Annotated in this window: 27 protein-coding genes and 2 tRNA genes; 4 read left to right on the top strand and 25 right to left on the bottom strand. The window is 65.8% G+C overall.

Features of this window, described 5'->3' with window-relative positions; genetic code table 11:
• Window positions 1–64 precede the first annotated feature (64 nt).
• The gene (locus GCU53_RS20500; protein ID WP_152389231.1) at window positions 65–892 is read right to left on the bottom strand and encodes a DUF2797 domain-containing protein; all 828 of its coding nucleotides are present in this window, start codon (window positions 890–892) and stop codon (window positions 65–67) included.
• Window positions 892–1155: a YeaC family protein gene (locus tag GCU53_RS20495; RefSeq protein ID WP_152389230.1), complete on the bottom strand. Its 264-nt coding sequence runs from the start codon at window positions 1153–1155 to the stop codon at window positions 892–894. The genes GCU53_RS20500 and GCU53_RS20495 overlap by 1 nt, the downstream gene beginning before the upstream one ends.
• 266 nt (window positions 1156–1421) lie before the next feature.
• Between GCU53_RS20495 and GCU53_RS26610 the strand changes: the two genes are divergently transcribed.
• Complete coding sequence (locus GCU53_RS26610) at window positions 1422–2039, top strand: cold-shock protein (protein WP_152389229.1); 618 nt, start codon at window positions 1422–1424, stop codon at window positions 2037–2039.
• A 41-nt stretch (window positions 2040–2080) separates the two neighbouring features.
• On the opposite strand, the gene GCU53_RS20485 is transcribed toward GCU53_RS26610, so the two are convergent.
• The 9 genes from GCU53_RS20485 to GCU53_RS20445 all read right to left on the bottom strand — a co-directional run bounded on the left by GCU53_RS20485 (window position 2081) and on the right by GCU53_RS20445 (window position 9221).
• Window positions 2081–2296: a SlyX family protein gene (locus GCU53_RS20485; RefSeq protein ID WP_208845533.1), complete on the bottom strand. Its 216-nt coding sequence runs from the start codon at window positions 2294–2296 to the stop codon at window positions 2081–2083.
• On the bottom strand, window positions 2293–2718 hold the full coding sequence (locus GCU53_RS20480) for an HIT family protein (protein ID WP_152389227.1): 426 nt from the start codon (window positions 2716–2718) through the stop codon (window positions 2293–2295). Before GCU53_RS20480 ends, GCU53_RS20485 begins: the two co-directional genes overlap by 4 nt.
• A gap of 117 nt (window positions 2719–2835) precedes the next feature.
• A complete protein-coding gene (locus GCU53_RS20475) occupies window positions 2836–4254 on the bottom strand; it encodes an ATP-binding protein (RefSeq protein ID WP_152389226.1) in 1419 nt (472 codons plus the stop codon).
• On the bottom strand, window positions 4254–4913 hold the full coding sequence (locus GCU53_RS20470) for a response regulator (RefSeq protein ID WP_152389225.1): 660 nt from the start codon (window positions 4911–4913) through the stop codon (window positions 4254–4256). The genes GCU53_RS20475 and GCU53_RS20470 overlap by 1 nt, the downstream gene beginning before the upstream one ends.
• Before the next feature lie 21 nt (window positions 4914–4934).
• Window positions 4935–5591 carry a tetratricopeptide repeat protein gene (locus GCU53_RS20465; protein ID WP_152389224.1) on the bottom strand — a complete coding sequence of 219 codons (657 nt, stop codon included), beginning with the start codon at window positions 5589–5591 and terminating at the stop codon, window positions 4935–4937.
• 33 nt (window positions 5592–5624) lie between these two features.
• Window positions 5625–6416: an SDR family oxidoreductase gene (locus GCU53_RS20460; RefSeq protein WP_152389223.1), complete on the bottom strand. Its 792-nt coding sequence runs from the start codon at window positions 6414–6416 to the stop codon at window positions 5625–5627.
• 10 nt (window positions 6417–6426) lie between these two features.
• Window positions 6427–7080 carry an iron-containing redox enzyme family protein gene (locus GCU53_RS20455; RefSeq protein ID WP_152389222.1) on the bottom strand — a complete coding sequence of 218 codons (654 nt, stop codon included), beginning with the start codon at window positions 7078–7080 and terminating at the stop codon, window positions 6427–6429.
• Between the two features lie 10 nt (window positions 7081–7090).
• The gene (locus GCU53_RS20450) at window positions 7091–8551 is read right to left on the bottom strand and encodes an AMP-binding protein (RefSeq protein WP_152389221.1); all 1461 of its coding nucleotides are present in this window, start codon (window positions 8549–8551) and stop codon (window positions 7091–7093) included.
• Window positions 8535–9221, bottom strand: a complete 687-nt coding sequence (locus GCU53_RS20445) for a thermostable hemolysin (RefSeq protein WP_152389993.1) — start codon at window positions 9219–9221, stop codon at window positions 8535–8537. The genes GCU53_RS20450 and GCU53_RS20445 overlap by 17 nt, the downstream gene beginning before the upstream one ends.
• 231 nt (window positions 9222–9452) lie before the next feature.
• Here GCU53_RS20445 and GCU53_RS26860 point away from each other — a divergent pair, with 231 nt between their 5' ends.
• Complete coding sequence (locus GCU53_RS26860; RefSeq protein ID WP_244306889.1) at window positions 9453–9668, top strand: OprD family porin; 216 nt, start codon at window positions 9453–9455, stop codon at window positions 9666–9668.
• Between the two features lie 9 nt (window positions 9669–9677).
• Here the strand turns inward: GCU53_RS26860 and GCU53_RS20435 are convergent, their stop codons facing one another.
• The 3 genes from GCU53_RS20435 to GCU53_RS20425 are packed head-to-tail and all read right to left on the bottom strand — an operon-like array spanning window position 9678 to window position 12389.
• Window positions 9678–10532 carry a rhomboid family intramembrane serine protease gene (locus GCU53_RS20435; RefSeq protein WP_208845346.1) on the bottom strand — a complete coding sequence of 285 codons (855 nt, stop codon included), beginning with the start codon at window positions 10530–10532 and terminating at the stop codon, window positions 9678–9680.
• Entirely contained in the window at window positions 10522–11499 is a 978-nt protein-coding gene (locus GCU53_RS20430) for a metallophosphoesterase (RefSeq protein ID WP_208845532.1), read from the bottom strand. The genes GCU53_RS20435 and GCU53_RS20430 overlap by 11 nt, the downstream gene beginning before the upstream one ends.
• 2 nt (window positions 11500–11501) lie before the next feature.
• Complete coding sequence (locus GCU53_RS20425) at window positions 11502–12389, bottom strand: NAD(+) kinase (protein ID WP_152389218.1); 888 nt, start codon at window positions 12387–12389, stop codon at window positions 11502–11504.
• Window positions 12390–12430: 41 nt separating this feature from the next.
• Here GCU53_RS20425 and GCU53_RS20420 point away from each other — a divergent pair, with 41 nt between their 5' ends.
• Window positions 12431–13426 carry a DUF1853 family protein gene (locus GCU53_RS20420; RefSeq protein ID WP_152389217.1) on the top strand — a complete coding sequence of 332 codons (996 nt, stop codon included), beginning with the start codon at window positions 12431–12433 and terminating at the stop codon, window positions 13424–13426.
• A 7-nt stretch (window positions 13427–13433) separates the two neighbouring features.
• Here the strand turns inward: GCU53_RS20420 and GCU53_RS20415 are convergent, their stop codons facing one another.
• Both GCU53_RS20415 and GCU53_RS20410 read right to left on the bottom strand, forming a co-directional pair.
• Window positions 13434–14375 carry a 1-aminocyclopropane-1-carboxylate deaminase/D-cysteine desulfhydrase gene (locus GCU53_RS20415; RefSeq protein ID WP_152389216.1) on the bottom strand — a complete coding sequence of 314 codons (942 nt, stop codon included), beginning with the start codon at window positions 14373–14375 and terminating at the stop codon, window positions 13434–13436.
• Between the two features lie 6 nt (window positions 14376–14381).
• The gene (locus GCU53_RS20410) at window positions 14382–15569 is read right to left on the bottom strand and encodes a chromosome partitioning protein ParA (protein WP_244306887.1); all 1188 of its coding nucleotides are present in this window, start codon (window positions 15567–15569) and stop codon (window positions 14382–14384) included.
• A 293-nt stretch (window positions 15570–15862) separates the two neighbouring features.
• On the opposite strand from GCU53_RS20410, the gene GCU53_RS20405 reads away from it, so the two are divergent.
• The gene (locus GCU53_RS20405; RefSeq protein ID WP_152389215.1) at window positions 15863–16819 is read left to right on the top strand and encodes a hypothetical protein; all 957 of its coding nucleotides are present in this window, start codon (window positions 15863–15865) and stop codon (window positions 16817–16819) included.
• 254 nt (window positions 16820–17073) lie between these two features.
• Here the strand turns inward: GCU53_RS20405 and GCU53_RS20400 are convergent.
• The 9 genes from GCU53_RS20400 to accD all read right to left on the bottom strand — a co-directional run bounded on the left by GCU53_RS20400 (window position 17074) and on the right by accD (window position 24609).
• Window positions 17074–17150 (bottom strand) — tRNA-Asp (locus tag GCU53_RS20400).
• A gap of 35 nt (window positions 17151–17185) precedes the next feature.
• Window positions 17186–17261 (bottom strand) — tRNA-Val (locus tag GCU53_RS20395).
• Between the two features lie 230 nt (window positions 17262–17491).
• Complete coding sequence (locus GCU53_RS20390; RefSeq protein ID WP_208845531.1) at window positions 17492–18259, bottom strand: SDR family oxidoreductase; 768 nt, start codon at window positions 18257–18259, stop codon at window positions 17492–17494.
• Between the two features lie 11 nt (window positions 18260–18270).
• A complete protein-coding gene (locus tag GCU53_RS20385) occupies window positions 18271–19482 on the bottom strand; it encodes an O-succinylhomoserine sulfhydrylase (protein ID WP_152389213.1) in 1212 nt (403 codons plus the stop codon).
• A gap of 70 nt (window positions 19483–19552) precedes the next feature.
• A complete protein-coding gene (gene purF, locus GCU53_RS20380; RefSeq protein ID WP_152389212.1) occupies window positions 19553–21058 on the bottom strand; it encodes an amidophosphoribosyltransferase in 1506 nt (501 codons plus the stop codon).
• Window positions 21059–21135: 77 nt separating this feature from the next.
• Window positions 21136–21648 (bottom strand): CvpA family protein, encoded by a 513-nt coding sequence (locus tag GCU53_RS20375; protein WP_152389211.1) that lies wholly within the window; start codon window positions 21646–21648, stop codon window positions 21136–21138.
• Between the two features lie 135 nt (window positions 21649–21783).
• On the bottom strand, window positions 21784–22398 hold the full coding sequence (locus GCU53_RS20370; RefSeq protein WP_208845344.1) for an SPOR domain-containing protein: 615 nt from the start codon (window positions 22396–22398) through the stop codon (window positions 21784–21786).
• On the bottom strand, window positions 22382–23683 hold the full coding sequence (gene folC / locus GCU53_RS20365) for a bifunctional tetrahydrofolate synthase/dihydrofolate synthase (RefSeq protein ID WP_152389210.1): 1302 nt from the start codon (window positions 23681–23683) through the stop codon (window positions 22382–22384). The genes GCU53_RS20370 and folC overlap by 17 nt, the downstream gene beginning before the upstream one ends.
• Window positions 23680–24609, bottom strand: a complete 930-nt coding sequence (accD, locus tag GCU53_RS20360; protein ID WP_152389209.1) for an acetyl-CoA carboxylase, carboxyltransferase subunit beta — start codon at window positions 24607–24609, stop codon at window positions 23680–23682. The genes folC and accD overlap by 4 nt, the downstream gene beginning before the upstream one ends.
• Between the last annotated feature and the right edge of the window lie 145 nt (window positions 24610–24754).

Here is a 24754-nt window from a genome sequence, read left to right as displayed (position 1 = left end):
TCCATCGATACCCGCCCTCCTGGGGACGGCGGAATGGGGTGAAGGGATAAAAACCGGGCTCGGCTCAGGCCGAGACGGCCAGCTGGTACGCCGTGTACTTGCGGATGTTGATCACCCCGACGTCGAAGATCAGGTACTGGCCCTTGATGCCTTGCAGAATTCCTTCCACTACCGGCGTCTTGTCCAGGTCGAGGCTGACGAGCTTCCCCGGGTAGTGTTGCACCGGGTAGCGGATCTCCACGGGCTCGGCGTCGGTCAGGGGCTGGAGCGCCTGCAGACCGAAGCGCGCCTGCAGGCGCTCCAGCCCCTCCCGGCAGGTTTCGAAAAGTTGCTCGCGCACAGCCGGCAGATCGGCCGGCGCGGCCTCGCCCTTGAGCAGGGCGCGCCAGTTGGTGCGGTCGGCGATCCGGCTGCGCAGGAGGTCCTCCACCAGCCCCGACTGCTGGCGGGTAGCGACGCGCAGGATCGGCAGCGCCTGGGTCGCCCCCTGGTCGAGCCAGCGGGTCGGCACCTGGCTGGCACGGGTGATGCCGACCTTGATACCGGAGGAATTGGCCAGGTAGACGACGTGCTCGGTCATGCAGAAGCGCTCGCCCCAGGCCGGATCGCGACAAGTGCCGAGGGCATGGTGGCACCTCTCCGGACTGACGATGCAAGTGTCGCACTGCGGCAGCTTCTTGAAGCAGGGATAGCAGTAGCCCTGACCGAAGCTCTTGGCGGTCCGGCGCCCGCAATGGCTGCAATGGATGGCGCCCAGGTACTCCAGGCGCAGGGGCCTGCCGAGCAGCGGATTGACCGGCACCTGGGCTTCGCCCAGGCGCAGGGCATACTGCACCGGGGTGTCGAGGCGCGTCGCCATCTTGTCCAGCGCACCGCGTGCGAGTTCGGCCATCAGTGCAGGGTGTCCGAGGACTTGAACAGCAGGTTGGGGATCGGCTCGCCACTCGACTTGCACTTCTGCTCGCCCATGTATCCGGTGCGCTCTTCTTCCGGCAGGTTCTGGACCTCCCAGGCGATCATCGCCTGCAGACTCAGCTCCTTCTGCTCCTGGGTCAGCTTGCGGCCATCGGGCCATTTGCCGATCTCCACCGCCAGCTTGAGGTTCTGGTAGATCTCCGGGGTGATGTTCTCGATCATTTCTTTGAAGGACGACATGGCAAGCTCCTGCAGGAATCTGCCTGCATTCTAACCCAGAGGCGTGCGGACTGCCCCGCGTGGCGCTGTCCGAAAGATTGCCGAAAACTGCACGGCCTCTGTGTCCCAGCGCATGAAACGCGACTCGCGGCGGATCGATAATCGCCTGCCGCGCTGCACGCGGTCTTTTTGCGATCTCACCGGCCGGACCGGGTAGCGCCCGGCTCTCCATTGTCTATGTATTTACCGGCCCTGACTTTTTCCATCGTTATCGTGAGTCATCGAACATGCTGAAGATCCTCCATCTCGCGGCAGGGAGCGTGGCTCTGCCAATGTCGCTCGTTCCCGCCTTCGGCAGCGACGCCCTGCCCTTTCTGCAGCAGGCCAATGCCCTCTGCCTGAACCTGTTCGGCCTGCTCAACCTGCTCCACGCGCCCGGCGCCGAGCCCGTCGCGCACCCGGCACAGCGCCTGGTCTCGGCCCTGCTGGTACTGAGCGTGCTGCTTCAGGCGCTGATCCTGCTGATGCCGCTGGAGTACATCGGCGGACAGCCGGCCGTGCTGCTCAGCCTGTCCTGCGCTGCCGCCGCCGTGCTCCTGCACCTGGGCCTCAACCTGGGGCGGCGCACCGTGCCAAGGCAGGAACGGTTGCAGAACCGCGAGGAGAAGGCCGAATCGGTGTGGAACGACCGTGAAGTCGGCACGGTGAAGTGGTTCAACACCACCAAGGGCTTCGGCTTCATCGCCCGCGACACGGGGGAGGATGTATTCGTGCACTTTCGCGCCATTCGCGGCGAGAGGCACCGGGTGCTGGTCGAGGGGCAGCAGGTGGAGTTCAGCGTGATCCGTCGGGATCGCGGACTACAGGCCGAGGACGTGGTCGCCCGGCCACGCACCCGGCGCTGAGAAAAGGGCCCGCGCCCGAATGGGCGCGACGCGGTCCTGAATCAATAATGCGGTGGCGGCGTGCCGTCGTCGTCCACCGAGCCGAGTTCGTCGATCAGTTCCTGCTGGCGCTTGGCCAGCGCCTCCAGTTGCATCTGCAGCCGCTCGACTACCCGCTGCTGGGCGACCAGCACATCGTTCAGCGCCTGAATGGTGTCGTCCTGGAAGGCCAGGCGGGTTTCCAGATCGTTGATGCGTGTTTCCAGGCTCATGTTCAGTCCTCGATGAAGCGGAAATCCCCGGTCAGCACCAGACGCAGCTTGTCGCGGATGGCGGTGATCTGCTCGTCCGTGTAGGGCTGCGCCGGATGCCGCCCCCACACCGGCGCCGGCCAGGCGGCGTCGTCGCGCCGGCGCACGATGACGTGCATGTGCAGCTGGGAAACCACGTTGCCCAGAGCGGCCACGTTCATCTTGTCGGCGCCGAAGGTGTCCTTGAGGATTTCCGCCAGCTCGCTGGTTTCCTGCCAGAGGGCCCGCTGGTCCTCGGCGTCGAGCTGGAACAGCTCGACGACCTCCTCCCGCCGCGGCACCAGGATGAACCAGGGATAGTGGGCATCCTTCATCAGCAGCAGACGGCACAGCGGGAAATCGCCGATGGGCAGGGTGTCCTGTTGCAAACGTGAATCCAGAGCGAACATGACCTGTCTCCTTGTTCGGATTCCGAGTATTTTAGGGCGCGCCCTGGCAAGCCGCTTGGGAATTAACGCGCCCGTTCATCATGGGATGGGTGGCAGCCCGCCAGCTGCGCAGCATAGCTAACGGGGCAGACGGACGGAAACCTCCAGCCCGCCGAGGGGCGAATCGCCCAGGGCGATCTCGCCGCCGTGCAGCTCCACCGCCCGTTGCACGATGGACAGGCCGAGTCCGGCGCCTTGACCGTCTCCCCCCCGGAAGAAGCGCTCGAACACCTTCTTGCGCAGCGCCGGCGGAATGCCCGGACCGCTGTCCTGCACCCGCAGCCAGAGGTTGTCAGCATCGGCCTCGAGCAGCAGCCGAATGCAGCCATCCTTCGGGGTGTACTGCACGGCATTGGCGACCAGGTTCTGCACCAGGATTGCCAGGCCGGGCGCATCGCCGCACAGTTCGTAACCGCCCTCGCCGCAGGTCTCCAGAGTCAGCTCCTGCCCCTTGGCCAGCGCCAGCGGCGTCAGCTCGGCCAGCTCGTTGCGCAGGAAAGCGGCCAGATCGAGACGGGTCATGTTCGGCTGCACCGCCGCCGGCTCCAGACGGGCCAGCGCCAGCAGTTGCCCGACCACCCGGGTCGCCCGCTCGACGCCCGGCCCCAGCTGGCGCAGCGCCTCGTCGCGGTCGGCCGGCTCCGGCGCCTCGAGGGCATTCTGCGCATGGATGCGCAGCACTGCCAGGGGCGTGCGCAGCTCATGGGCGGCGGCGGCCAGCAGCTGGCGCTCGCGCTCCAGCAGCTGGGTGAGCTGCAGCAGCAGGCGGTTGAGCGCCGCCACCACCGGCTCCAGCTCGCGCGGCAGGGGCGCGAGCACAAGCGGCGCCAGGTTGTTCGGATCGCGCGCCTTGATCAGGCCGACCATGCGCTCCAGCGGGCGCAGTCCCCAGCCGACCGCCATCCAGACCAGCAGCGCCAGCAGCGGCAGGCCGAACAGATCCGGCATCAGACTGCGCTTGGCAATCTTGCCCGCCAGCTCGCCGCGCACGTCTTCGCGCTCGCCCACCAGAATCCAGCGCCGGTCGACCCGGTCGTGGAGAACGAACACCCGCCAGCGAAGCGGCTCCAGCTCCAGCAGGTGATAGCCGATCAAGCGCTCGTCCCCCAGGGCAAGCGGCGCCTCCGCCAGCAGGCTGGAGAACAGGCTGTGCGGGGCGCTTGCCGAATGCAGCATCAGTTCGCCCTGCTCGTCGAACACCTGGAAGGCCAGCTTGCCTTCGTAGCGGTGCCCCAGCGACAGCGCCGCGTGCCCGCCCGGCAGGGTCTGCATCGCCAGCGCCTCGTCGAGCATGGTCTGCACCACCCCGCGCTCACGCTCGGCCATCTCGCGCCCGACCAGCCCGGCGAGCAGCCGGGCGGTCTGCGCCAGTTGCGCATCGAACAGTTCTTCGACCTCGTGCTGGGCATCCCGGTAGCTCCGGTAGGAGATCAGCGACAGGGAAAGGGTCAGTACGCCGAGGACGAGGTACAGGGTGCGGGCACGGATCGAGCGCATCAGGCCTTGTCCACCATGTAGCCGACGCCACGTACCGTGCGGATCAGCTCGGGGAAGAACTTGCGGCGCAGGTGGTGGACATGCACCTCCAGGGCGTTGCTCTCCACCTCCTCGTCCCAGCCGTAGAGCGCCTGCTGCAGCCGGTCGCGGGTCAGCACCCGTCCCGGCTGCGCCAGCAGCTCGTGCAGCAGCAAAAACTCCTTGCGCGCCAGGGCAATGTCCTGCCCCCGATAACTGACCGCCTGGCTCTGCGGATCGAGACGGATGCCCCGGTATTCCAGAGCCGGCTGCGGGCGGTTGAAGCTGCGCCGCAGCAGCGCACGCAGCCGTGCCTTCAGCTCGGCGACATCGAAGGGCTTGACCAGATAGTCATCGGCGCCGGCATCCAGCCCGGCGATACGCTCGCTGGTGGCATCGCGCGCGGTCAGCACCAGCACCGGCAGCGGATTGCCCGCGGCCCGCAAACGCCGGAGCACCTCCAGGCCATCCAGCCGCGGCAGGCCGAGATCGAGCACGCAGAGATCGAAGCTCTCGCAGCCCAGAGCATGCAGCGCGCTGGCGCCGTCGCGCAGCCAGTCGACCGTGTAACCCTCGGGCTTGAGCGCGGTGCGGATACCCTCGCCCAGCGCCACATCGTCTTCCACCAGCAGAATGCGCATGCTCTGTCCCGTCTCCTCCAGTCATTTCAACTCGGCGCGAACCTTGCCGAGCAGCACCTCGACCTCCCGATGGCGTTCGGCGTCGGCGACTTCGCGCCCAGGCCGCAGCGGCGCGGCCAGCGCCTTCTGCAGCGCTTCGAGTGCCTCGGGGTAGCGCTTCTCGCGATACAGGAACTCGCCGTAGAAGTAATTGGGATCGACGCCGTCCGGGTTCAGGCGCAGAGCCTGCTTGAGCAGCCCCTCGGCGCGCTCGTCGTCGCCGAAGCCGATCGGCCAGCCCGGCACCTGGTAGTAGAGGACGCCCAGGCTGGTGTAGGCCGAGCCGTCAAGGGCCTTGGGGTCGATCGCCAGGGCCTGCTCGAAGCTCGCCCGGGCCTGCTTGGCCAGCTCCAGCGCGCCCAGGCCGCCCTTGGCGCCGGCCCAGGTGCTGAGGATGATGCCGCGCCAGATCAGCAGCTCGGCCGAATCCGGCTCGCCCTTGAGCGCCGCCTCGGCTTCGCCGGCAAGCCGCTCGAAGGCCGCCTCGCGCTGCGCCTCGGGCAGTTGGTAGTTGATCTCGCTCCAGCGGCTCTGCAGATGCTGCAGGCTCAGCTTGCCGGCCTCGGTGAGGGCGAAGCCGGGCAGGCTGCAGGCCAGCATGCTGCCCAGCAGCAGGCCGCGCAGGATGGATTTGCTCATGGGTGCCTCCATTCGATGCAGTTGGATTTTCGCTCAGGACTTGCCGCGGGCGAAACGCTGGATGACCGGCAACTGCTTGCGCAGGGCCTGGTCGACGAGCCGCGGCAGCAGGCTGTTGAGGCGCACGAAGAGCTTTTCCGGCCAGCCCAGGTAAAGCTCCTCCTGCTCGCGCAGGATCGCCTCGGCGAGCGCCGCCGCCACCGTCTGCGGATCGTCCATGGCCACCTTCAACTCGTCGTTCATCGCCACCACGTTGTCGGCGTTCATGCCCGTATGGGTCGCCCGCGGCGCCACGTAGAGCACCTTGACCTGGGTATCGGCGAGCTCGCGGCGCAGGGCCTCGGAGAAGCCGCGCACGGCGAACTTGCTGGCGCAGTAGGCGCTGAAGCCGGGATAGCCGAGGGAGCCGAAGGTCGAACCGATGTTGACCACCAGGGCGCGCGGTTGCAGGCGTAGCAGCGGCAGCAGGCGGTGGGTGAGTTGCAGGGTGGCGGTGACATTGAGGCCGATCAGCTCGGCGATCCCCTCCTCGTCGTGATCCTCCAGCAGGCTGAAGCGGTTGACCCCGGCGGCGTTGATCAGGGTGTTCAGTCCACCGAAACGCCTGGCCGCGGCCAGCACCGCCTGACGCCCCTCCGCCTCGGCGATGTCCGCCTGGACGATTTCCAGCTGTGCCGGATAGCGTTGCTGCAGCGCCTGCAGGGGCTCGAGGTGGCGACCGACCAGCAGCAGCCGGCCCCCCCCCTCGCAAAGCCGGACCACCAGTGCCTGACCGATGCCGCCACTGGCTCCGGTAATCAATCCTCGACAATCGGACAACTGCATATCCCCCTCCTCAGGCGTTCAACGGCAGGCTGCGGAACATGTCGCCGTACAGGCGATAGACCACCTTCGCGGTATGTACCACCGCGGCCCGATCCTCACCATCCTCCAGACGATTCATCAGCCCCTTGAACAGCTCGATGTGCTCGAGATCGAGACTGCCGTGCGAAGTCAGGTAGCTGAACGCCTGCGGTGGCAGCCCCAGGGCCGCCTGGAGGGAATCGGCGGCGCGGCTGGCGACGGCCACGCTGGTGCCCTCGAGCACCTGGACCATGCCGAAGAAGCTGACCGGATTGCCGCGACTGATGCGGTCGTAGACGTAGCTGACCATCAGCTCGGTGGGCAGGTTGGGCGTGGCGCGGCGCACCGCCTCGGCATCGCCGCCGCAGGCGCGGATGTCGTTGAGAATCCACTCCTGGTGGCCGTACTCCTCCTCGATGTATTCGGCGATCGCCTCGCGCAGCCACTCCAGCCGCTCGGGCAGGCGCGCGCCGCAGACCATCAGCAGCGGTACGGTGTGCTTGACGTGGTGATAGGCCTGACCGAGAAACGCCAGATAGCTGTTCAGACTCAGCTGCCCCTGCAGCGCCTGCCCGATGAGCGGCGCCGCCAGCAGGTAATCGCGTTCGGCCGAGGTCTGCTCTTGCAGCCTTGTATGGAAATCCATGATGTCTCCTTCAGGGAATATGGGTGGCCAGCACACGCTCGATGGCCGCCCGGTAGTGCTGGAGCAGTGCCGCCCGGCGCAGCCGGCCGTTGGTGGTGGCCAGACCGTTGGCGACGCTGAACGGTTGTTCGGCGCGCAGCCAGTGGTGGACGCGCGCATAGTCCGGCAGGCCGGCGTTGACCCGTGCCACGGCCTGCCCCAGCGCCTCGTCGGTGACTTCGGCCGAGCGTGGTTGCAGCACCGCCACGTTGGCGGCGATGGCCTCGCCGTGCAGCCAGGCCTGGGCAATCGGCAACTGCTGCACCAGCTCGGCCTCCACCCACTCCGGATTGACGTTGCGTCCGAAGGCGGTGACGAACTGGTGCTTCTTGCGCCCGTGCAGGACCAGGAAATCGCCCTCGAAGTGGCCGAGATCGCCGGTGCCCAGCCAATCGCCGTCCGGCGCCGGTTCGCCGAGGTAGCCGAGCATCTGCGCACCGCGCACCTCGACCTCGCCGTCGTCGGCCAGGCGCAGTTCCAGGTGCGGCAGGGGCCGGCCCACGGTACCGATGCGGTGCTGACCGGGCGTATTCAGGCAGACCACCGAGGCACATTCCGACAGCCCGTAGCCCTCGAACACCGGCAGACCAAGGGCCTCGGCGCGCTCGAGCAGCTGCGGTGCGACCCGCCCGCCGCCGACCGCGACGAAGCGCAGGGAATCGGGTAGCGCCTGGCCGCTTTCCAGGGCCGCCACCCAGGCCAGGAGCAGTTGCGGCAGAAGGATCAGGCTGTTCGGACGGCTGCGCTGCAAGGTTCCGAGAAAGCGCGGCAGATCGAAGCGGCTGGCCCCTTCGAGGCCCACCTGGGCCAAAGGCGCCAGCTCGACCAGCGCTCCGCCGAGCAGCAGCGCATAGAGACCGGCGACGTTCTCGAGCAGGACCGCCAGCGGCAGCACGCACAGGTGACGCTCGATCCCGCTCGGCCCGCAGGCCTGCCAGATGCTGGATGCCACCCGCAGCTGCAGGCCGGCATCCAGGCAGACGCCCTTCGGCTGGCCGGTGGTGCCGGAGGTGTAGGTGATCTTCAGGGTTCCTGCCGGCAGCTCCGCGGTCTGTGCCGGCCGGCGCTGCGCGACGTGCCCGGCCAGCGGCGCGAAACCCAGGTACGCATGCCGGGAAAGATCGGCGGCGATCAGCGTGTCGACGCCGGCACTGTCCAGCACATGACGCTGCTGATCGGCGGAAAAGAATCCCGGCAGCGGAATGCAGACGATGCCGGCTCGCAGCGCCGCCAGATCCCACAGGACCCACTCGATGCCGTTGTCCAGTTCCAGCGCCAGGCGCCGGACGCCGATCCGCCGCAGGTATCCGGCCCGTATCCCGACTTCGTCAAGCAGTTGACGGTAACTCAGTCGATGCTCGCCCTCCTGCAAGGCCGGCCGCTCGCCATGGGCCGCCAGGGCCTGCCAGAAGGACTCAACCGCAAGCGACATCGGCGACCTCCCGATACAGCGGTCGGTAGCCCAGGCGCTGATAGACGCCGGAACCCTGCAGGCGCTTATGGGTTTCGGCGACGTTCGCCGCCATGACCTGGGGATGGGTATCGTAGTAGCGTCCCCAGTCGGCCAGATCCGCGCCCATGCGGGCCGGGTCCGCCGCCCCCAGTTCGATCAGCGGCAGCCCCAGGCGCTGGAAGCTGTTCAGCAGCATCGCCGTCCCGGTGAACACGACCCAGCGAAAGCCCTGGGCGCCGACCAGGTCGGTCAGGGCGGTGATCAGCAAGCGCGCGCCGCCGGGCCCCTGGGCGGCGAAGTTGCCCACCTCGACGATGTCCTTGCGGGCGACCGGCAGGCCTGCCCGATCGCTGACCACGCGCTCGATGGGCGCGTCCAGATAACGCTCGAGAAACAGCGCCTGCGCTTCCCTGGCGGGGCGCAGGCCGGCGGCCGCCTGCACCTTGCCGTCCTCGTCCTCGAAGCCCAGCAGGCAAGGCATGAAGTGATGGATGCGCGCCGCATAGTAGTCGGCGAAGCGGGCGTGAATGAAGGCCTCCAGCGCGTGGCGGCGGGTCGAGCCCGAACAGGGCCTGACCAGGCGTACACTCAGCGCCCGCTGACGCCCGATCAGCGCCAGCGGCTCATGCTGTTCCCATGACAGCTCCATCTTGCAGACCTCGGCGGGTGGGGAGATTGGGAACATTCTCGTGCTCCCACCCTTAACAAAGGCTTAAGCGGCTGGGTCTGCCCCTGAAGATATATCTGGTCGCTCGTCTGCCCGCCTCGGCTACTCCATGGTCATCGCCTGGCAGCGCTCCGCCGGCAACCTCAAACGCCAGGACGAACGCTCCAGGCAGCTCGGCTCGAGCTGGACCTCATCGACTACCGGGTGCCCGGGTTGAGCTGGAAGGCCGGCTTCGTGCATAGCAATCGGATCGACACCGGCCGGAGCGGCATGACGAACGAGCGGGAGTTTCACGACCAGCCGCGGAACCGGGGGCCGGCAGATGCAGCCAGGGACCTGTCGAGCAACCTCTATGGCTCAATCTACCGCACCAGATGCGACTTGAACGAAATTCGGCTGTTCGTCGAATATCCGCTGGATCTGCTCTGAACCCTGAACTCAGCTGCGGCGGCGCGCCCAGGCGCCGCCGATGGCTCCGGTCAGGCAGCCGGCGACCAGTCCGGCGACGTGCGCGGCGTTGGCGATGGCGCCCAGCCCCAGGGCGGTGACCAGGCCGGACAGGCAGACCAGCAGCCAGATCAGCATCATCACCACCACGCCCGGCGGCAGGCGATAGGCGGCGGCGGGCGCGATCCGGTGGAAGATCCAGCAGTGGCCGAGCAGGCCGTAGAGCACGCCGGACAGGCCGCCGAACAGCGCCGGGCCGCCGAACAGGTATTGCGCGGCATTGGATGCCAGGCCGAACAGCAGGGTCAGGAGCAGCAGCATCAGAGCGCCCTGGCGTGCCTCGATGCGCCGCCCCAGCTCCCAGTACCAGAGCCCGTTCATCGCCAGGTGCAGCCAGCCGAAGTGGATCAGCATCGGCGTCAGCAGGCGCCACCACTGCCCGGCGGACAGGCTCTCGGACAGGGGGACGAAATACAGGTAGTCACCCTGGATATGGAACTCCTGAAAGGTCAGCCAGCCGACGGCGGCGAGGTTTTCCCCGAGCAGGGTCAGCGCCGCCACCAGCAAGGTTGCCAGCAGCACCAGGGAGGTCAGCGGGCTGTGGCGCAGCTGGCTGAAAATGCCGGAGGTGCGTTGCGCCGCCGCCGGATGCGCGCCCAGCGGATCGCCCTCGGGAAAGCGCACATAGAGCAGGTTCACTTCCTGGGCCAGCCGGGGATCGGGTACCCAGAGCACCTGCTCGCCCCCCTCCTCGCTGACCCGGTGAGGCACACCCAGACGCCGCAACAGGGCAATGAAGCCGCTGAGGTCAGTCCCCAGCGGCAGGCGCAGCGCCTCAATTTTCATGGGGAGCCTCCGGGCGCTCCACCTCGACCCAGGCGAACTTGTTCGGATCGAGCTCCGTCTCCTGGTCCAGCCGATAGGCCACCAGCTTGCCGAACATCACCGCACTGTAGTCGAGGCAGGCCAGATTGGGGCGGATCAGTGACGGTTGCCCTTGGCGCCAGTAGTGCCCGACGAACAGCGGCGGCTGGTCGGCATCGTAGAAGGGCAGCTCGGTCCGATGCGCCAGGGAGATGGGCATCCGCGCGACGGGCTCGGGCAGAGCGTCGGGTTGAAAGACGATGTCGCCATAAGTTTGCGGCTCGTCCGCCCAGAACTTGCTGCGGAAGGTCTCGCGGACGAGGCCGTCCCTTCCGGTCAGCGTCATGCCGTGGGGCAGGCGCATGTTGATGCCGCGCAGCATTCGTTCGAAGACCTGGTGGGCGAAGGTATCGGGCGCCGCGGAAGCCTTCAGGAAGGGCTCGTCGATCAGCCCCTCCGGATATTGCCGGCGCAACGGCTCGATCAGGCTGGCATCCCAGCAGGCATGCACGACGCGGAAGCGACCGGCGTCGATGAACAGCGGCAGCTCGTAGAACCAGTCGAGAAAGGCCCGCCAGTCGCCCGGATGATTGGCGAACTGCGTCAGGGTTTCGTGGATCAGCCGCTCGTTGCGCGCCGTGTGTTCGCGTACGTACTGCAGGCCGCTCTCAGGCGGTGCCTCGGTGGACCAGCCCAGCAGGTTGTACTCGTGATTGCCCATGACGCACAGGGCCTGGCCAGCCTCGACCATGTCGTGCACCAGGTGCAGGGCCTCACGGATGCGCGGGCCGCGATCGACGATATCGCCGACGAACAGTGCCATTCGCCATGGATGGCGCCATACGCCCCCCTGGCGCCGGTAGCCGAGGCGTTCGAGCAGAGCTTCCAGGCTATGGCCGCAGCCATGCACGTCGCCGATCAGGTCATAGCTGCGCAGCGGATCGACCAGCATCAGCTGCCACCACCCAGACGACTGCCCCAGCCCAGCTTGGTCCGGCACACCTCGTAGTAGTTGTGGTCCAGCGGATGGATCAACTGCAGCCGCTGCGGCTTCTTGCTGATGGTGACGATATCGCCGGGCGAGCAGGTGAAGTGGTTCTGCCCGTCGCAGGAAACCTGGGGATAGATGTCCATCTTCGGCGATACCACGATCTTCAGCTCGCTGTTGCCGGCAACCACGATCGGCCGGCTCGACAGGGTGTGCGGATACATGGGCACGATGACGATGGCATCCAGCTTGGGATGCATGATCGGCCCGCCGGCCGACAGGGCGTAGGCGGTGGAGCCGGTCGGCGTGGAAACGATCAGGCCGTCGGATTTCTGGCTGCAGACGAACTGCCCGTCGATGTACAGCTCGAACTCGATCATCCGCGTCGACTTGCCCGGATGCAGTACTACATCATTCAGCGCATCGCCCTGACCGATCGGCTCCAGCTTGCGGCGCACCTGGGTTTCCAGCAGGAAACGGCTCTCCACGGTGTACTGGCCGTCGAGCACCTCGGCGACCCGGGTTTCCAGCTCGTCGGGACGAATGTCGGTGAGAAAGCCCAGGCTGCCGCGGTTGATGCCGAGCACCGGCACCTTGTAGCGGGCCAGGGCACGCGCCGCGCCGAGCATGCTGCCGTCGCCGCCGACGACGATGACCATGTCGCAGACCTCGCCCAGCTGCTTGCGCGAGGACACCTGCAGGCCATGCCCGGGCAAGAGCTCGGCGATGCTTTCGTCGAGGATCACATGGAGGTGTCGGTCGAGAAGAAACCTCTTCAGTCGGCGGATGGTGTCCACCACCTGGGTACTACCCAGGCGACCGATGATGCCAATATTGCGAAAGTGCTCCATGGGGCTCCTGCGGGGGCTGCGATTACAGGCAAGAGGCGATTATGCGGGAAAGCCGGCCAGAGCGGCAAACCACCTCCTGTGGGGGGGAAGCAGGCCCTTTTGGCAGCCTCGCCGGCCTCCCTGCGCGTCTTCGCCGGCCCCAGGTGCGCGACCTCGCCTGGACCCTGCTGTCGCCCCCGCTGCTCGCCGGCACAGCCTGGCCGCGGCGCCATCCGCTGGCAGCGAGCCACTGGGCGTACGAGCCGACCTGCCTGGCCGATTGGCTGCAGGCGCTGGATGCCTGCAGCACCCCGCTGGATGCCTGGCTGGCGCAGCATCCGACACGCCGCCTGGGGCTCTACTACGAGCGGCTCTGGCAGTTCGCCCTGCACCAGGCCCCGGGCGTTCGCCTGCTTGCCGCCAACCTGCCGATCCGCCAGGGCAGCAGTACCCTGGGCGAGTTGGACCTGCTGCTGGAGGATCTCGAAGGGATTCATCACCTGGAGCTGGCAGTCAAGCTCTACCTCGGATCGACCGGCAGCTCCGGGCAGCAGCCACCTCGCTGGATCGGCCCCGGGCGGCATGACCGACTCGACGGCAAGCTGGAGCGACTGGAGCGGCATCAATTGCCGCTATCGCGCAGCTCGGCGGCACGGCCAGCTCTTGATCGACTCGGGCTCGACATGGCCGAGCTGCAGGCTGGCTACTGGCTCGGTGGTTATCTGTTCTATCCCTGGCCGAATGGCTGTCCATCTCCAGCCGGTGCCAACCCGGCGCACCTGCGCGGGCGTTGGCTGGCCCGACGCGACTGGCCGGAGTTTCTCGCCAGCGCTCCCGCCGGCCACTGGCAGCCCTTGCCACGCCACGCCTGGCTGGCCCCGGCCCGCGTCGAGGCTGCGGATCTGTGGCCCCTGGGAGTCCTGCAAGCCTGGTACGCAGGATTAGAACCTGCCACACCGGCACATCTGCTGGTCCGGCTGACAGCCAACGAAGCGGGCGAATGGGTCGAGGCAGAGCGGATATTCCTGGTCGGCGACAGCTGGCCGCTCCCTCTCTAGCCAGGAATCAGCCGCGCGCTCCCAGCTCCTGCAGACGGTCGGCCAGTGCCCGCCGCCCCTGCATTCCACCGGTGTGCACGAAGATCAGCCGGCTGCCATGGGGAATGCCGCCACACGCGACCTGTTCGTGCAACGCCAGCAGGGCCTTGCCGGTGTAGACGGGATCCAGGGGAATGCCCCCTTCGCGCTCGCTATCGAGGATGAAACGCGCCAGCTCCGCGTCGAGCCGGGCAAACCCGCCGCGGCTGGCGTCCAGCAGACGATAGCCGACATCGGCCACTCCGGCTTCGGCGAGGATCGCCCGTACCTGTGGCGCCACGCCGTGACTGGCCGGTACAGCCAGGGCACCATGCACCGGACGCTCACCGCCTTCGGCAAGAACCAGGCCGGCCAGCGTGGCTCCAGTACCGGCGGCCAGCCACCAGCCGTGGTAGTCGGACCAACCGAGCGTCGGCAACTGGGACAACAGCATCTTCCGCAGCACCCTGCAGCCCTGCGCACCGGTCAGGCCGCCGCCGCCTTCCGCCACCGGATGCAGGTCGGGATAGCAGTCACGCCAGCTGTTCCAGAAGCCCGCCTGGTGACGCACCCGGTAACCGCCGTAGCCGAGCCAGTGCAGGCGCATGCCGAAGGCCTGCAGATCGCGTACGGTGGGGGTTTCCCTGGGCTCGCCGCGCAGCAGCCCCACCGTGGGAAAGGCGAAGCGCCGCCCGGCCGCAGCCAGCGCATGCAGGTGGTTGGAGTGCGGACCGCCCAGGCTGATCAGCCCCCTGGCTCCCTGACGCACTGCCTCCATCAGATGGGGGGCCAGCTTGAACCATTTGTTGCCGGAAATCAGCGGATCGACCAGATCGAGCCGCAAAACGCCGACCTCGATGCCGGCCGCAGCCAGCCAGCCGAGCACGAGGGGTTGAAGTGGCGCCCGAGGCGCCCAGTGGATGTCCAGCACCGGAAATCAGCTGGCGCTGCGCAGGCGGCTGCCCGACTTGTGCCGCGAACAGCAGTTGGACTCCCCCGCCACGAAACGTTGGGGGCTGTCGATCCGGTCGATCGGCAGCGCGCAGCGCCTGCCGCCGGGCAACTCGCATTCACAGACCGGCTGCTGGAAGTGTCTCAACCACAGGCGGTATTGCTCTTCACTGACCGAACACTTGGCCGCAGCATAGGCTATGGGACTCTCCCGATAGCGGACGATGTCCTGCAACGGAATGGTCAGGTGGCCCGCGCCGGGATGGTAGACCACGAAAGTCAAGCCCAGGCTGGCCAGCCCCTCGAGTGCCTGCTCGATATTCTGCGCGGCCAGTTGCTCATGCTCATTCCTGAGCCTGAGAATTTCTTCCCGCCCCAGCCTCTCTTGCTCTGCGCGAGCGGCCAGCTCGGCTTCCGTGTGCGCGTGGGACTCGGACTGCGTCTGCAATTGCGCCTCGAGGCTGGCATGCAGCGCCTGATACCGGTTCAGTTGTTCGCGCAGCCCCTGCACTTCGGCCTGCAGGGTTCTGGCCTGAAGCTCGGCAGCCTGCTTCAGCCTCCCCTGGGCCTCTTCCAGGTAGCGGCTCAGATTGCGGATATGCAGCCGCTGTCGCTTGATCAGGTGGGCCGTTTTCTGGCGCTGCCCGTCACTCCAGTCCTTGTTTCGCACGGCACTGGCAGGCTCCTGACCATCGGCCGCCTGCAGGCCTGACGACGATCTGCCCACTGCTGGCGTTCCCTCCTCCTCGCAGAGCAGACCAAGCTGGTTGCGCTTGGCCGCATCACGCAACGCCAGGAGATCTTGCAATTCGGGATCCCACAAGTGCATCTGATGCCGAGCTGCCGGGCACCGACTGCGGCTGACCAGACGGATCGGCCCGGCGCCCAGATCGATCCCCGGAGCTGCGCGCTCGGATAGTTGCCGTAGGGGAAGATTCCAACCAGGATCGGCTGCGCCATCCTCGTCAAAATCCAGATAGAAGAAGACCGCGGCGCGCACCTCCAGCCGAGGGGAGATCAGCAGATACGCAAGACGCACCTGCTGATCGGCCAGATCCGGCAGGCTGACGACCCCGTCGAGTACGGCTTCGAACTCCGGCAAGAGCATTTCCCGGCAGATGCCCTGCTCATTGAAGAACATTACGGCCTCAACCATTTTCAGTCTTTTCTGCACGGCTCTGGTCCCTTATCGTATTTTTTCCTGAGTCATGACCGCGGCCCACCGCACCGGCCGCCTCACAAGGCAGGCCAAGTCTAGGTAAAAGAAGCCAGGCGCCAACGTGACACAATCGGCAGTCGCTCGGAGCCATATACGTATCCGATGGCTGCCGGGAAAAACTGTGAAACGTTCAGTGGTGGCGTTTTGACACAAAATAGCCTTTCCGGTTCCACAAACATCACGGATGACTTGGCATTCGTGGTGCCCCTCCCTACGCTGAGCGAATTTTCCTGTCTTCGCTCCAAGTCATGCGCAAACTCCAGTTCACCCCGGTCCTGCTGATCCTCGCCCTGCTTCTCGGCATCCATGCGAATTGGCGCGCACCACGCGCGGGCGGACATTATCTCGCCGACCTGCGCAGTACACTCATTCACGCAGAGGGAACGGTGGAAGCCAGGGCCAATCTGCTGATCGTGCGCCCCGAGCTGTTTCCCAGCGACTATCGGAGCCCGGACCATCTACGCCTGAAGCTCGCGGCCATTCTGGACAGGGCGCATGACAACGGCCTGCTCAACGAACACAGCGTGGTCGCCCTGCCCGATCAGATCGGCACCTGGCTGCTGCTCGGTGGCGAGAGGAGCGAGCTCTATGGCGCCCGGAGTCTTTCCGAAGCACAGGCATGGCTGCTTCTGGACAATCCTCACCGCATGGCCTGGACCTGGCTGCAGAGCGAGGGCTTTCCCGGAGTGGGGGAAACCCTGCTGCGCATGAAGGCGGAAAAGATGGCCCGCGACTATCAGCAGTTGTTTGGCTCCCTGGCCAGGGAATACCGCATCACCCTGCTGGCAGGTTCCCTGCTCCTGCCCGAGCCACGCGTGGAGAACGGCAGACTGCTTACAGGCAAAGGGCAGTTGCACAACTTCGCCCCGGTCTTTGGGCCGGATGGCAATCTGCTCGGCAATCCCCAGGCACAGGCCTGCCCGGCAAGGGTCGCCGGGCAGGTTGCGGTACAGGAGATTCACGTACAAAACATGAAAGTGCTGGTCAGCCGCGAGGGATGTCGAGCACCCAGCTTAGTGAAGTCAGCCGGCATGCAGAGCGGAATGGCGCTGTTTCTTCGGGGCCGCCTGTGGCCGCTCGAAGACCTGACGGACTGCTGCGGGGCATCGGCCTTCGTTCAGGAAAGCACCGGGTCTGGCAGCCATCTGCTGAGCATCCAGGGAGCTTCGCCCCCCCTTGCAGAGTTGCCGGCAGAGGACCACTAACCTTCGCATGCCGGAGCACTTACATCTCGGTGGCGTCTTCCGCCGGCTCTGCAGGGTCCCGCTCGGCAGCGTGGAATTCGAGAAGTTCTTCTTGATAGTCATCCATAGGAAAAAGCTCCTGATCGGCTGGTTATTTGGAAAGACAATAAACAAAGTCCATGCCAAAAAGCCTAGACGAATCAGATGACCATTGAATTAAAACGCAAGTTCAACAAAAAAGCCTCCGGGCATTGCTGCCTGGAGGCTTTCGAATGTGGCGCAGCGGACGGGACTCGAACCCGCGACCCCCGGCGTGACAGGCCGGTATTCTAACCGACTGAACTACCGCTGCATGTCGGCTGGACTTTCGTCCAATTTCGCAAACTCTGGTGGCTGATGACGGGATCGAACCGCCGACCCCCTGCGTGTGATGCAGGTGCTCTCCCAGCTGAGCTAATCAGCCATCGCCTTGCGAGGTGGCGCGCAATTTACCCACGAATCAGGGCTAAGTCAACAGCCAGCCTGATTTTTTCTTCACGCTGGCAAATCGGGAAGCGCTGGAGCATGGCAAGGCGCCATGTCTCATGTTCCGATGAAAGAAAGATGCGCAATGGCGCAAGGTAGCTCGGAACGGCACCAGAACGGCGCATGGCCTCCTGCGTGCGAAACGGAAATCTGATGACCGGACGACAATCAATCCAGATAAATCATCTTGCGCGCCATGCCGCCATCCACGATGAACTCCTGACCGGTCACGAAGCCGGCGCGCTCCGACAGCAGCCAGGCGACCAGGGCGGCGACATCCTCGACCGTCCCCACGCGACCGACAGGATGCTGGGCATGACTCTGGGCGGATAGCGGCGCCTGTTGGCGCTCGCTAGGGCTGCGCGAATCGATCCAGCCGGGACTGACGGCGTTTACCCGGACATCGGGCCCGAGACTGACCGCCAGTGCGTGGGTAAGTCCCAGCAGCCCTCCCTTGCTGGCCGCGTAGGCTTCGGAATTCGGCTCGGACTGGTGCGCACGGGTCGAAGCGATGTTGACCATGGCGCCGCGATGCGCCTGCAGGTAGGCCGAGCAGTGCTTGGCCAGCAACAGCGGACCGGTCAGGTTCACGCCCAGCACCTGACTCCAGTGGCTGAGCTTCAGCTCGGCCAACGGGCGATTGCGGGGATCGGCAATCGCGGCATTACAGACCAGGGCATCGAGGCGACCGAACTGGCCGAGCACCTCGGCCACTCCCATCGCCACCTGGCTTTCCTGAGCGACATCCATTCCGACGAACCAGGCACTGCTGCCCAGCGCCTTGGCCACCTTGGGGCCACGCTTGCGGTCGATGTCGGCCAGCACCACCTGCCAGCCCTCGGCGATCAGCCAGGCGGAGATGCCCAGTCCGATGCCACGCACCGCCCCGGTGACCAGGGCGACCTTGCCGTTGCTCTGCGGCTTGCCGGCCGCCAGGCTCAGGTCGATCACAGCGCGGCCAATCCACGGGCCAGGTCGGCCTTGATGTCCTCGATGTCCTCCAGACCGACCGCCACGCGAATCAGACTGTCGCTGATCCCGGCCGCCGCCCGCGCCTCCGGAGTCAGACGACCGTGGGAGGTGGTGGCCGGGTGGGCGATGGTGGTCTTGGTGTCGCCCAGATTGGTGGTGATGGAGATCATCCGGGTGTTGTCGATGACCCGCCAGGCAGCTGCCCGGTCGCCTTTGATCTCGAAGCTGACCACCGCACCGAAGCCGCTCTGCTGGCGCTTGGCCAACTCATGCTGCGGATGGCTGGGCAGACCGGCGTAGTAGACCTTGGCGACCTGCGGCTGCAGCTCCAGCCACTCGGCCAGCGCCTGAGCGCTGGCACAGTGCGCCTGCATGCGAACCCTGAGGGTTTCCAGCCCCTTGAGGAACAGCCAGGCATTGAAGGGGCTGAGAGTCGGGCCTGCGGTGCGCAGAAAACCCACCACCTCCTGCATCAGCCTGGAACTGCCAGCCACCACGCCGCCGAGGCAACGCCCCTGGCCGTCGATGTATTTGGTCGCCGAGTGGATGACGATATCGGCGCCAAGAGCCAGCGGCTTCTGTAGCACCGGCGTGCAGAAGCAGTTGTCCACCGCCAGCAGGGCGCCACGGGCATGGGCGATGTCGGCCAAGGCGGCAATGTCCACAAGCTCGGCCAGCGGATTGGACGGCGACTCGACGATGAACAGCTTGGTGTTCGACTTGCAGGCCGCGGCCCAGGCGTCCAGGTCGGCCAGGGGCGGATAATCGACCTCGATGCCAAAGCGCTTGAAGTATTTGTCGAACAGGCTGATGGTCGAGCCGAATACGCTGCGCGACACCAGCACATGATCGCCGGCGCTGCACAGGCTCATCACCATGGCCAGGATGGCGCCCATGCCGGAGGCCGCGGCGACCGCCTGCTCGGCGCCCTCCAACGCAGCGATGCGTTCCTCGAAGATGCGCACAGTAGGATTGGTATAGCGGGAATACACGTTGCCCGGCTGCTCGCCGGCGAAACGCGCAGCCGCATCGGCGGCGCTGCGGAACACGTAGCTGGAGGTCATGAACAGGGCTTCGCCATGCTCACCCTCGGGAGTACGGTGCTGGCCGGCACGCACGGCCAGGGTGTCGAAACCGGCCCCCTCCAGGTCGCTGTCCAGCCGTCCAGCATCCCACTCGATCGTCATAATCCTTTCCCCTAGCATGAGAGCGGCCGTTGCCGCTCGGAGCGAAGCCCCAGGCCTTCTCGCCTGCCGCTCAGTTGTTGTACAGATCGATGATTGCGCTGACCGCATTGCTGCGGGCCTTGCTGGCATCGTTGCGGGCTTTCTCGATGCGATCCAGATAAGCCTCGTCGATATCGCCGGTGACATATCTGCCATCGAAGACGGCGCAGTCGAAGTTGTCGATCTTCACCTTGCCACCCCCCACCGCATCGATCAGATCGGACAGATCCTGATAGACCAGCCAGTCGGCACCGATCAGCTCGGCAACCTCCTCGGTGCTGCGTCCATGAGCGATCAGCTCGTGGGCGCTGGGCATGTCGATGCCGTATACATTGGGATAACGCACTGCCGGAGCCGCCGAGCAGAAATAGACCTTCTTGGCGCCGGCCTCGCGAGCCATCTGGATGATCTGCTTGCAGGTGGTACCGCGCACGATGGAGTCGTCCACCAGCATGACGTTCTTGCCGCGGAACTCGAGATCGATGGCATTGAGCTTCTGGCGCACGGACTTCTTGCGCGCCGCCTGCCCTGGCATGATGAAGGTGCGGCCGATATAGCGGTTCTTGACGAAGCCCTCGCGAAACTTCACACCCAGATGGTTGGCCAGCTCCAGGGCTGCAGTACGGCTGGTGTCGGGAATTGGAATGATCACGTCGATATCATGCGCGGGGTACTCGCGAAGAATCTTCTCGGCCAGCTTCTCGCCCATGCGCAGCCGCGCCTTGTAGATCGACACGCCGTCCATGAAGGAGTCGGAACGCGCCAGATAGACATGCTCGAAGATGCACGGCGAGTATTTCGGACTTTCCGCGCACTGGCGGGTGAACAACTTGCCGTGTTCGGTGATGTAGACCGCCTCGCCCGGCGCCAGGTCGCGGATCAGGCTGAAGCCGAGCACGTCGAGGGCGACGCTTTCCGAGGCGATCATGTACTCCACGCCCTCGTCGGTCTGACGCTGGCCGAAGACAATGGGGCGAATCGCATTGGGGTCGCGAAAACCGACGATGCCGTAGCCGGTTATCATCGCCACCACGGCATAGCCGCCCCGACAACGGCGATGCACGCCGGAAACCGCGGCGAACACGTCCTCCTCCGTCGGCTGCAGCTTGCCGCGCACCGCCAGCTCATGGGCGAAGACGTTGAGCAACACCTCGGAGTCGGAGCTGGTATTCACATGACGCAGGTCGGACTCGTAGATTTCGCGGGACAGCTGATCGACGTTGGTCAGGTTGCCATTGTGCGCCAGGGTGATCCCGTAGGGAGAGTTGACGTAGAACGGCTGGGCCTCGGCCGAACTGGAGCTGCCGGCCGTGGGGTAGCGCACGTGACCGATGCCCATGTGACCGACCAGGCGCTGCATGTGCCGCTGCTGGAACACATCGCGCACCAGACCGTTGTCCTTGCGCAGGAACAAGCGGCCCTCATGGCAGGTGACGATACCGGCAGCGTCCTGGCCGCGATGCTGAAGGACGGTAAGCGCGTCATACAGCGCTTGATTGACGTTGGACTTACCGACAATACCGACGATGCCACACATGTGACGCAACCCCTGCTAGTAGTTCAGGCTAATTCCGGGCGCCCGCCCGAGGCCGGCCCCATCTGTCTCTTGGAAGCTCAGCGCGGCACGCTTATCCCGCCGGCAAGCCATTGGCCGGAAAATCCCAGGATGAGATTTTTCGACCAGTCGGCGACTATCAGGAAGTGCGGCAGCAGGGCCGACTGTTGCCACCAGGGATCCTGCTGCACGGGTGCCAGACTGAGCAGGCCGACCAGCAGTACCACCAGCAGCCCACCCCGGGCAGCACCAAAGACCATGCCGAGCACGCGATCTGTACCGGACAGGCCGGTGACGCGCACCAGCTCGCCAATGAGGAAGTTGACCAGCGCACCGACCAGCAGGGTCGCCACGAAAAGAATCGCGCAGGCGGCAATGACCTGCAGCGAGGGCGTGGCAATATAGCCGACCAGATGCTGCGAGAGTGCTCCGCCAAACATCCAGGCAATGACGCCGGCGATGATCCAGGTGACCAGCGACAGGGCTTCCTTGACGAAGCCTCGCGTCAAGCTGATCAGACTGGAAACGGCGACGATCGCGATGATCGCCCAATCGACCCAGGTGAATGCCACGGTTCAACCCATGAATGGAAAGGCCCTGCATTCTAGCAGAGCCCCTCCTGTTCGAGTAAGAACCTGAATCCACTGGCCGCCCTCGGTATACAGCCCCAACCCAAGGCGTCCGCAGCATGGCCGGCAATCGGGTGCTCAGCCACGTTCAGGCTGGAAGCGCACGACAAAGCCGCTGAGATTGTGCTGCCGCTTGAGCTGATCGCGCAGGCGGTTGGCCTCGCTCCGCTCGATGACCGGCCCGACGTATACCCGATTCATCCCGTCGACATGACGGATGTACGCGTTGTAGCCCTGGCTGCGCAGGGTCTTCTGCAGGGCCTGGGCATTGGCAGTGTTGGACAGGCTGGCCAGTTGGATCGACCAACTGACCGGCAAGGTGTTGGCATCCAGGCGGCTTGCCTCGGCTGCCTTGGCCTGTGCCGGAGGCGGAGCGGGATTGGCCGCCTGGGGCTTAGCCGGAGCGGCATGGGCAGCAGCCGAGGGAGCACTCGGCACGGCAGCAGCCGGCGCATCGGCAACCGCCGAGGAGGGCTGCGGCTCCTCAGGCAGAATCACCGGCTCCGGAACCGCAACCGGCTCCAGCTCGACACGCGGCGCAGGCGGGGCCTTGGGCATGGGCGGCGCCTCGACCACCACCTGCCGAACCTCGTCCTCGCGGGTGAACAGCATCGGCAGAAAGATCACCGCCAGTGCCAACAACACCAGGGCACCGATCATCCGCTGCTTGAGCCTCTTATCCAGCCAGGCCATCCCGTTTTTCCTCCTGCCGACGCAACCAGTCCAGCGCTTCGGCCACACAATAAAAAGAACCGAACACCAGGATTTCATCACCTTCGGCAGCTCGCCGGCATTGCACCTGCAACGCTTCGGCGACATCGGCGCACGCGACAACCAGCGCCCCACGCCCCCGCAGGGCGACCGTCAGCCCCTCGGCCGGAAGGCTTCGCGGGGTCGGCAGCGGCGCCACCGCCCAATACCGGACCTGTGGCAACAGGGGCTCCAGTACGCCTGACAGATCCTTGTCGGCGAGCAGGCCGAAAACCGCCAGCCGCTGCCCTTCGAGCGGCCGCGCGGCCAGGCGCCGGGCCAGATAGGTGGCGGCATGGGGGTTGTGCCCGACATCCAGCAGGAACGACAGATGCTTGCCCTGCCAGCACATCTGGCGCCGCTCGAGACGACCGCTCAGATGCGTAGTGCTCAAAGCCTGCACAATGGATCCGACCTCCCAGGGCAGATCAAGCAAGGCATAGACCTGCAGCGCCAGAGCGGCACTCTCGACCGGCAGATCGAGTGGCGATAAACCCTCCAACTCAAGCCCGTCGCCTGTGGCACTGCAGCCGCGCCAGCCCCAGGTATCTTCCCCGAGAATCAGCTCATAATCCGGGCCTCGCCTGTAGAGCGGCACGCCCAGCGACGCAGCCTGATCCAGCAGGGGTGCCGGCGGGTCCGGCTCGCCACAGACCGCCGGCCGCCCGGCACGGAAGATCCCAGCCTTCTCGAAAGCCACCGAATCGCGGGTATTGCCCAGCCACTCGGCATGATCCAGGGCGATACTGGTAACCACAGCCACGTCGGCGTCAACCAGATTGACAGCATCCAGCCGACCCCCAAGGCCCACCTCCAGCACGACGGCATCCAGCCCGGCCCGCTCGAACAACCAGAAGGCTGCGAGGGTGCCCATCTCGAAGTAGGTCAGGGAGATCTCGCCGCGCGCCGCCTCCACCACGGCAAAGGCCTGGCACAGGGCGGCGTCGTCGACCTCGCGACCATCGATTCGCACCCGCTCGTTGTAGCGCAGCAGGTGGGGAGAGTTGTAGACACCGACCCTGAGCCCCTGAGCACCTATCAATGCGGCGAGAAATGCACAGGTGGAACCCTTGCCGTTGGTCCCGGTGACCGTCACCACCCGCGATGCCGGCCGTCCGAGACCCATCCGGCGCGCCACCTCGCGCGAACGCTCCAGCCCCATGTCAATGGCCACCGGGTGCAACCGCTCGAGATAGGCGAGCCAGTCGGCGAGGCTGCGCTCGATCATGCCGTGGCGGTATCCATGGCCATGTCGGCGGCGATGTCCCTGTCTGCCTCAGGAATGGCCGTCACGGAGTCCCGCCAGTGCGTCAACTGGGCGAGCAGACGGGCCAGACGCGGACGCAGCTCCTGGCGAGGGATGATCAGGTCAATGGCGCCGTGCTCAAGCAGGAACTCGCTGCGCTGGAAGCCCTCGGGCAGCTTCTCGCGCACAGTCTGCTCGATTACCCGCGGGCCGGCGAAGCCGATCAGTGCCTGGGGCTCCGCGACGATGACATCGCCGAGCATGGCCAGGCTGGCGGAGACACCGCCGTAGACGGGGTCGGTCAGCACCGAGATGAACGGAATCCCCTCTTCGCGCAGGCGCGCCAGAACCGCCGAGGTCTTGGCCATCTGCATCAGGGAGATCAGCGCCTCCTGCATGCGCGCTCCACCGGATGCCGCGAAACAGATGAAGGGACAGCGCCGCTCGAGGGCCACATTGGCCGCCTGCACGAAGCGCTCGCCGACAATGGCGCCCATGGAGCCGCCCATGAAGGAAAACTCGAAGGCACAGGCAACCACCGGCATGCCCTGCAGGGTGCCGCTCATGGAGATCAGCGCATCCTTCTCGTTTGTCTGCTTCTGCGCTGCCGCAAGGCGGTCCTTGTACTTCTTGCTGTCGCGAAACTTGAGTCGATCCACCGGCTCCAGCTCCGCACCGATTTCCTCGCGCCCCTCGGCATCGAGGAAGATGTTCAGCCGAGTGCGCGCACCGATACGCATGTGGTGATCACACTTGGGGCAGACCTCCAGGGTCTTTTCCAGCTCGGGCTTGTACAGCACTGCGTCGCAGGACGGACACTTGTGCCAGAGGCCTTCCGGCACCGAGCTTTTCCGCACCTCGGAACGCATGATCGAGGGGATCAGCTTGTCTACCAACCAGTTGCTCATGCTTTACGTTCTCCGCAGCTTTGGGGACCCGACGCACAACGTCCCATGGCCCCACGCCTGTTTTGAGCAAATTCACGAATGTATCCGCCTGCCGACGGGATCCGAATCCCGGCGGTCTTTTGCCGGGTCGAAACCCACTGCCGCG

It is taken from the genome of Azotobacter salinestris (assembly GCF_009363155.1).
Lineage (GTDB): Bacteria > Pseudomonadota > Gammaproteobacteria > Pseudomonadales > Pseudomonadaceae > Azotobacter > Azotobacter salinestris.
Note: the sequence above shows the minus strand (reverse complement) of the source record. Positions and strands in the feature narration are given on the sequence as shown.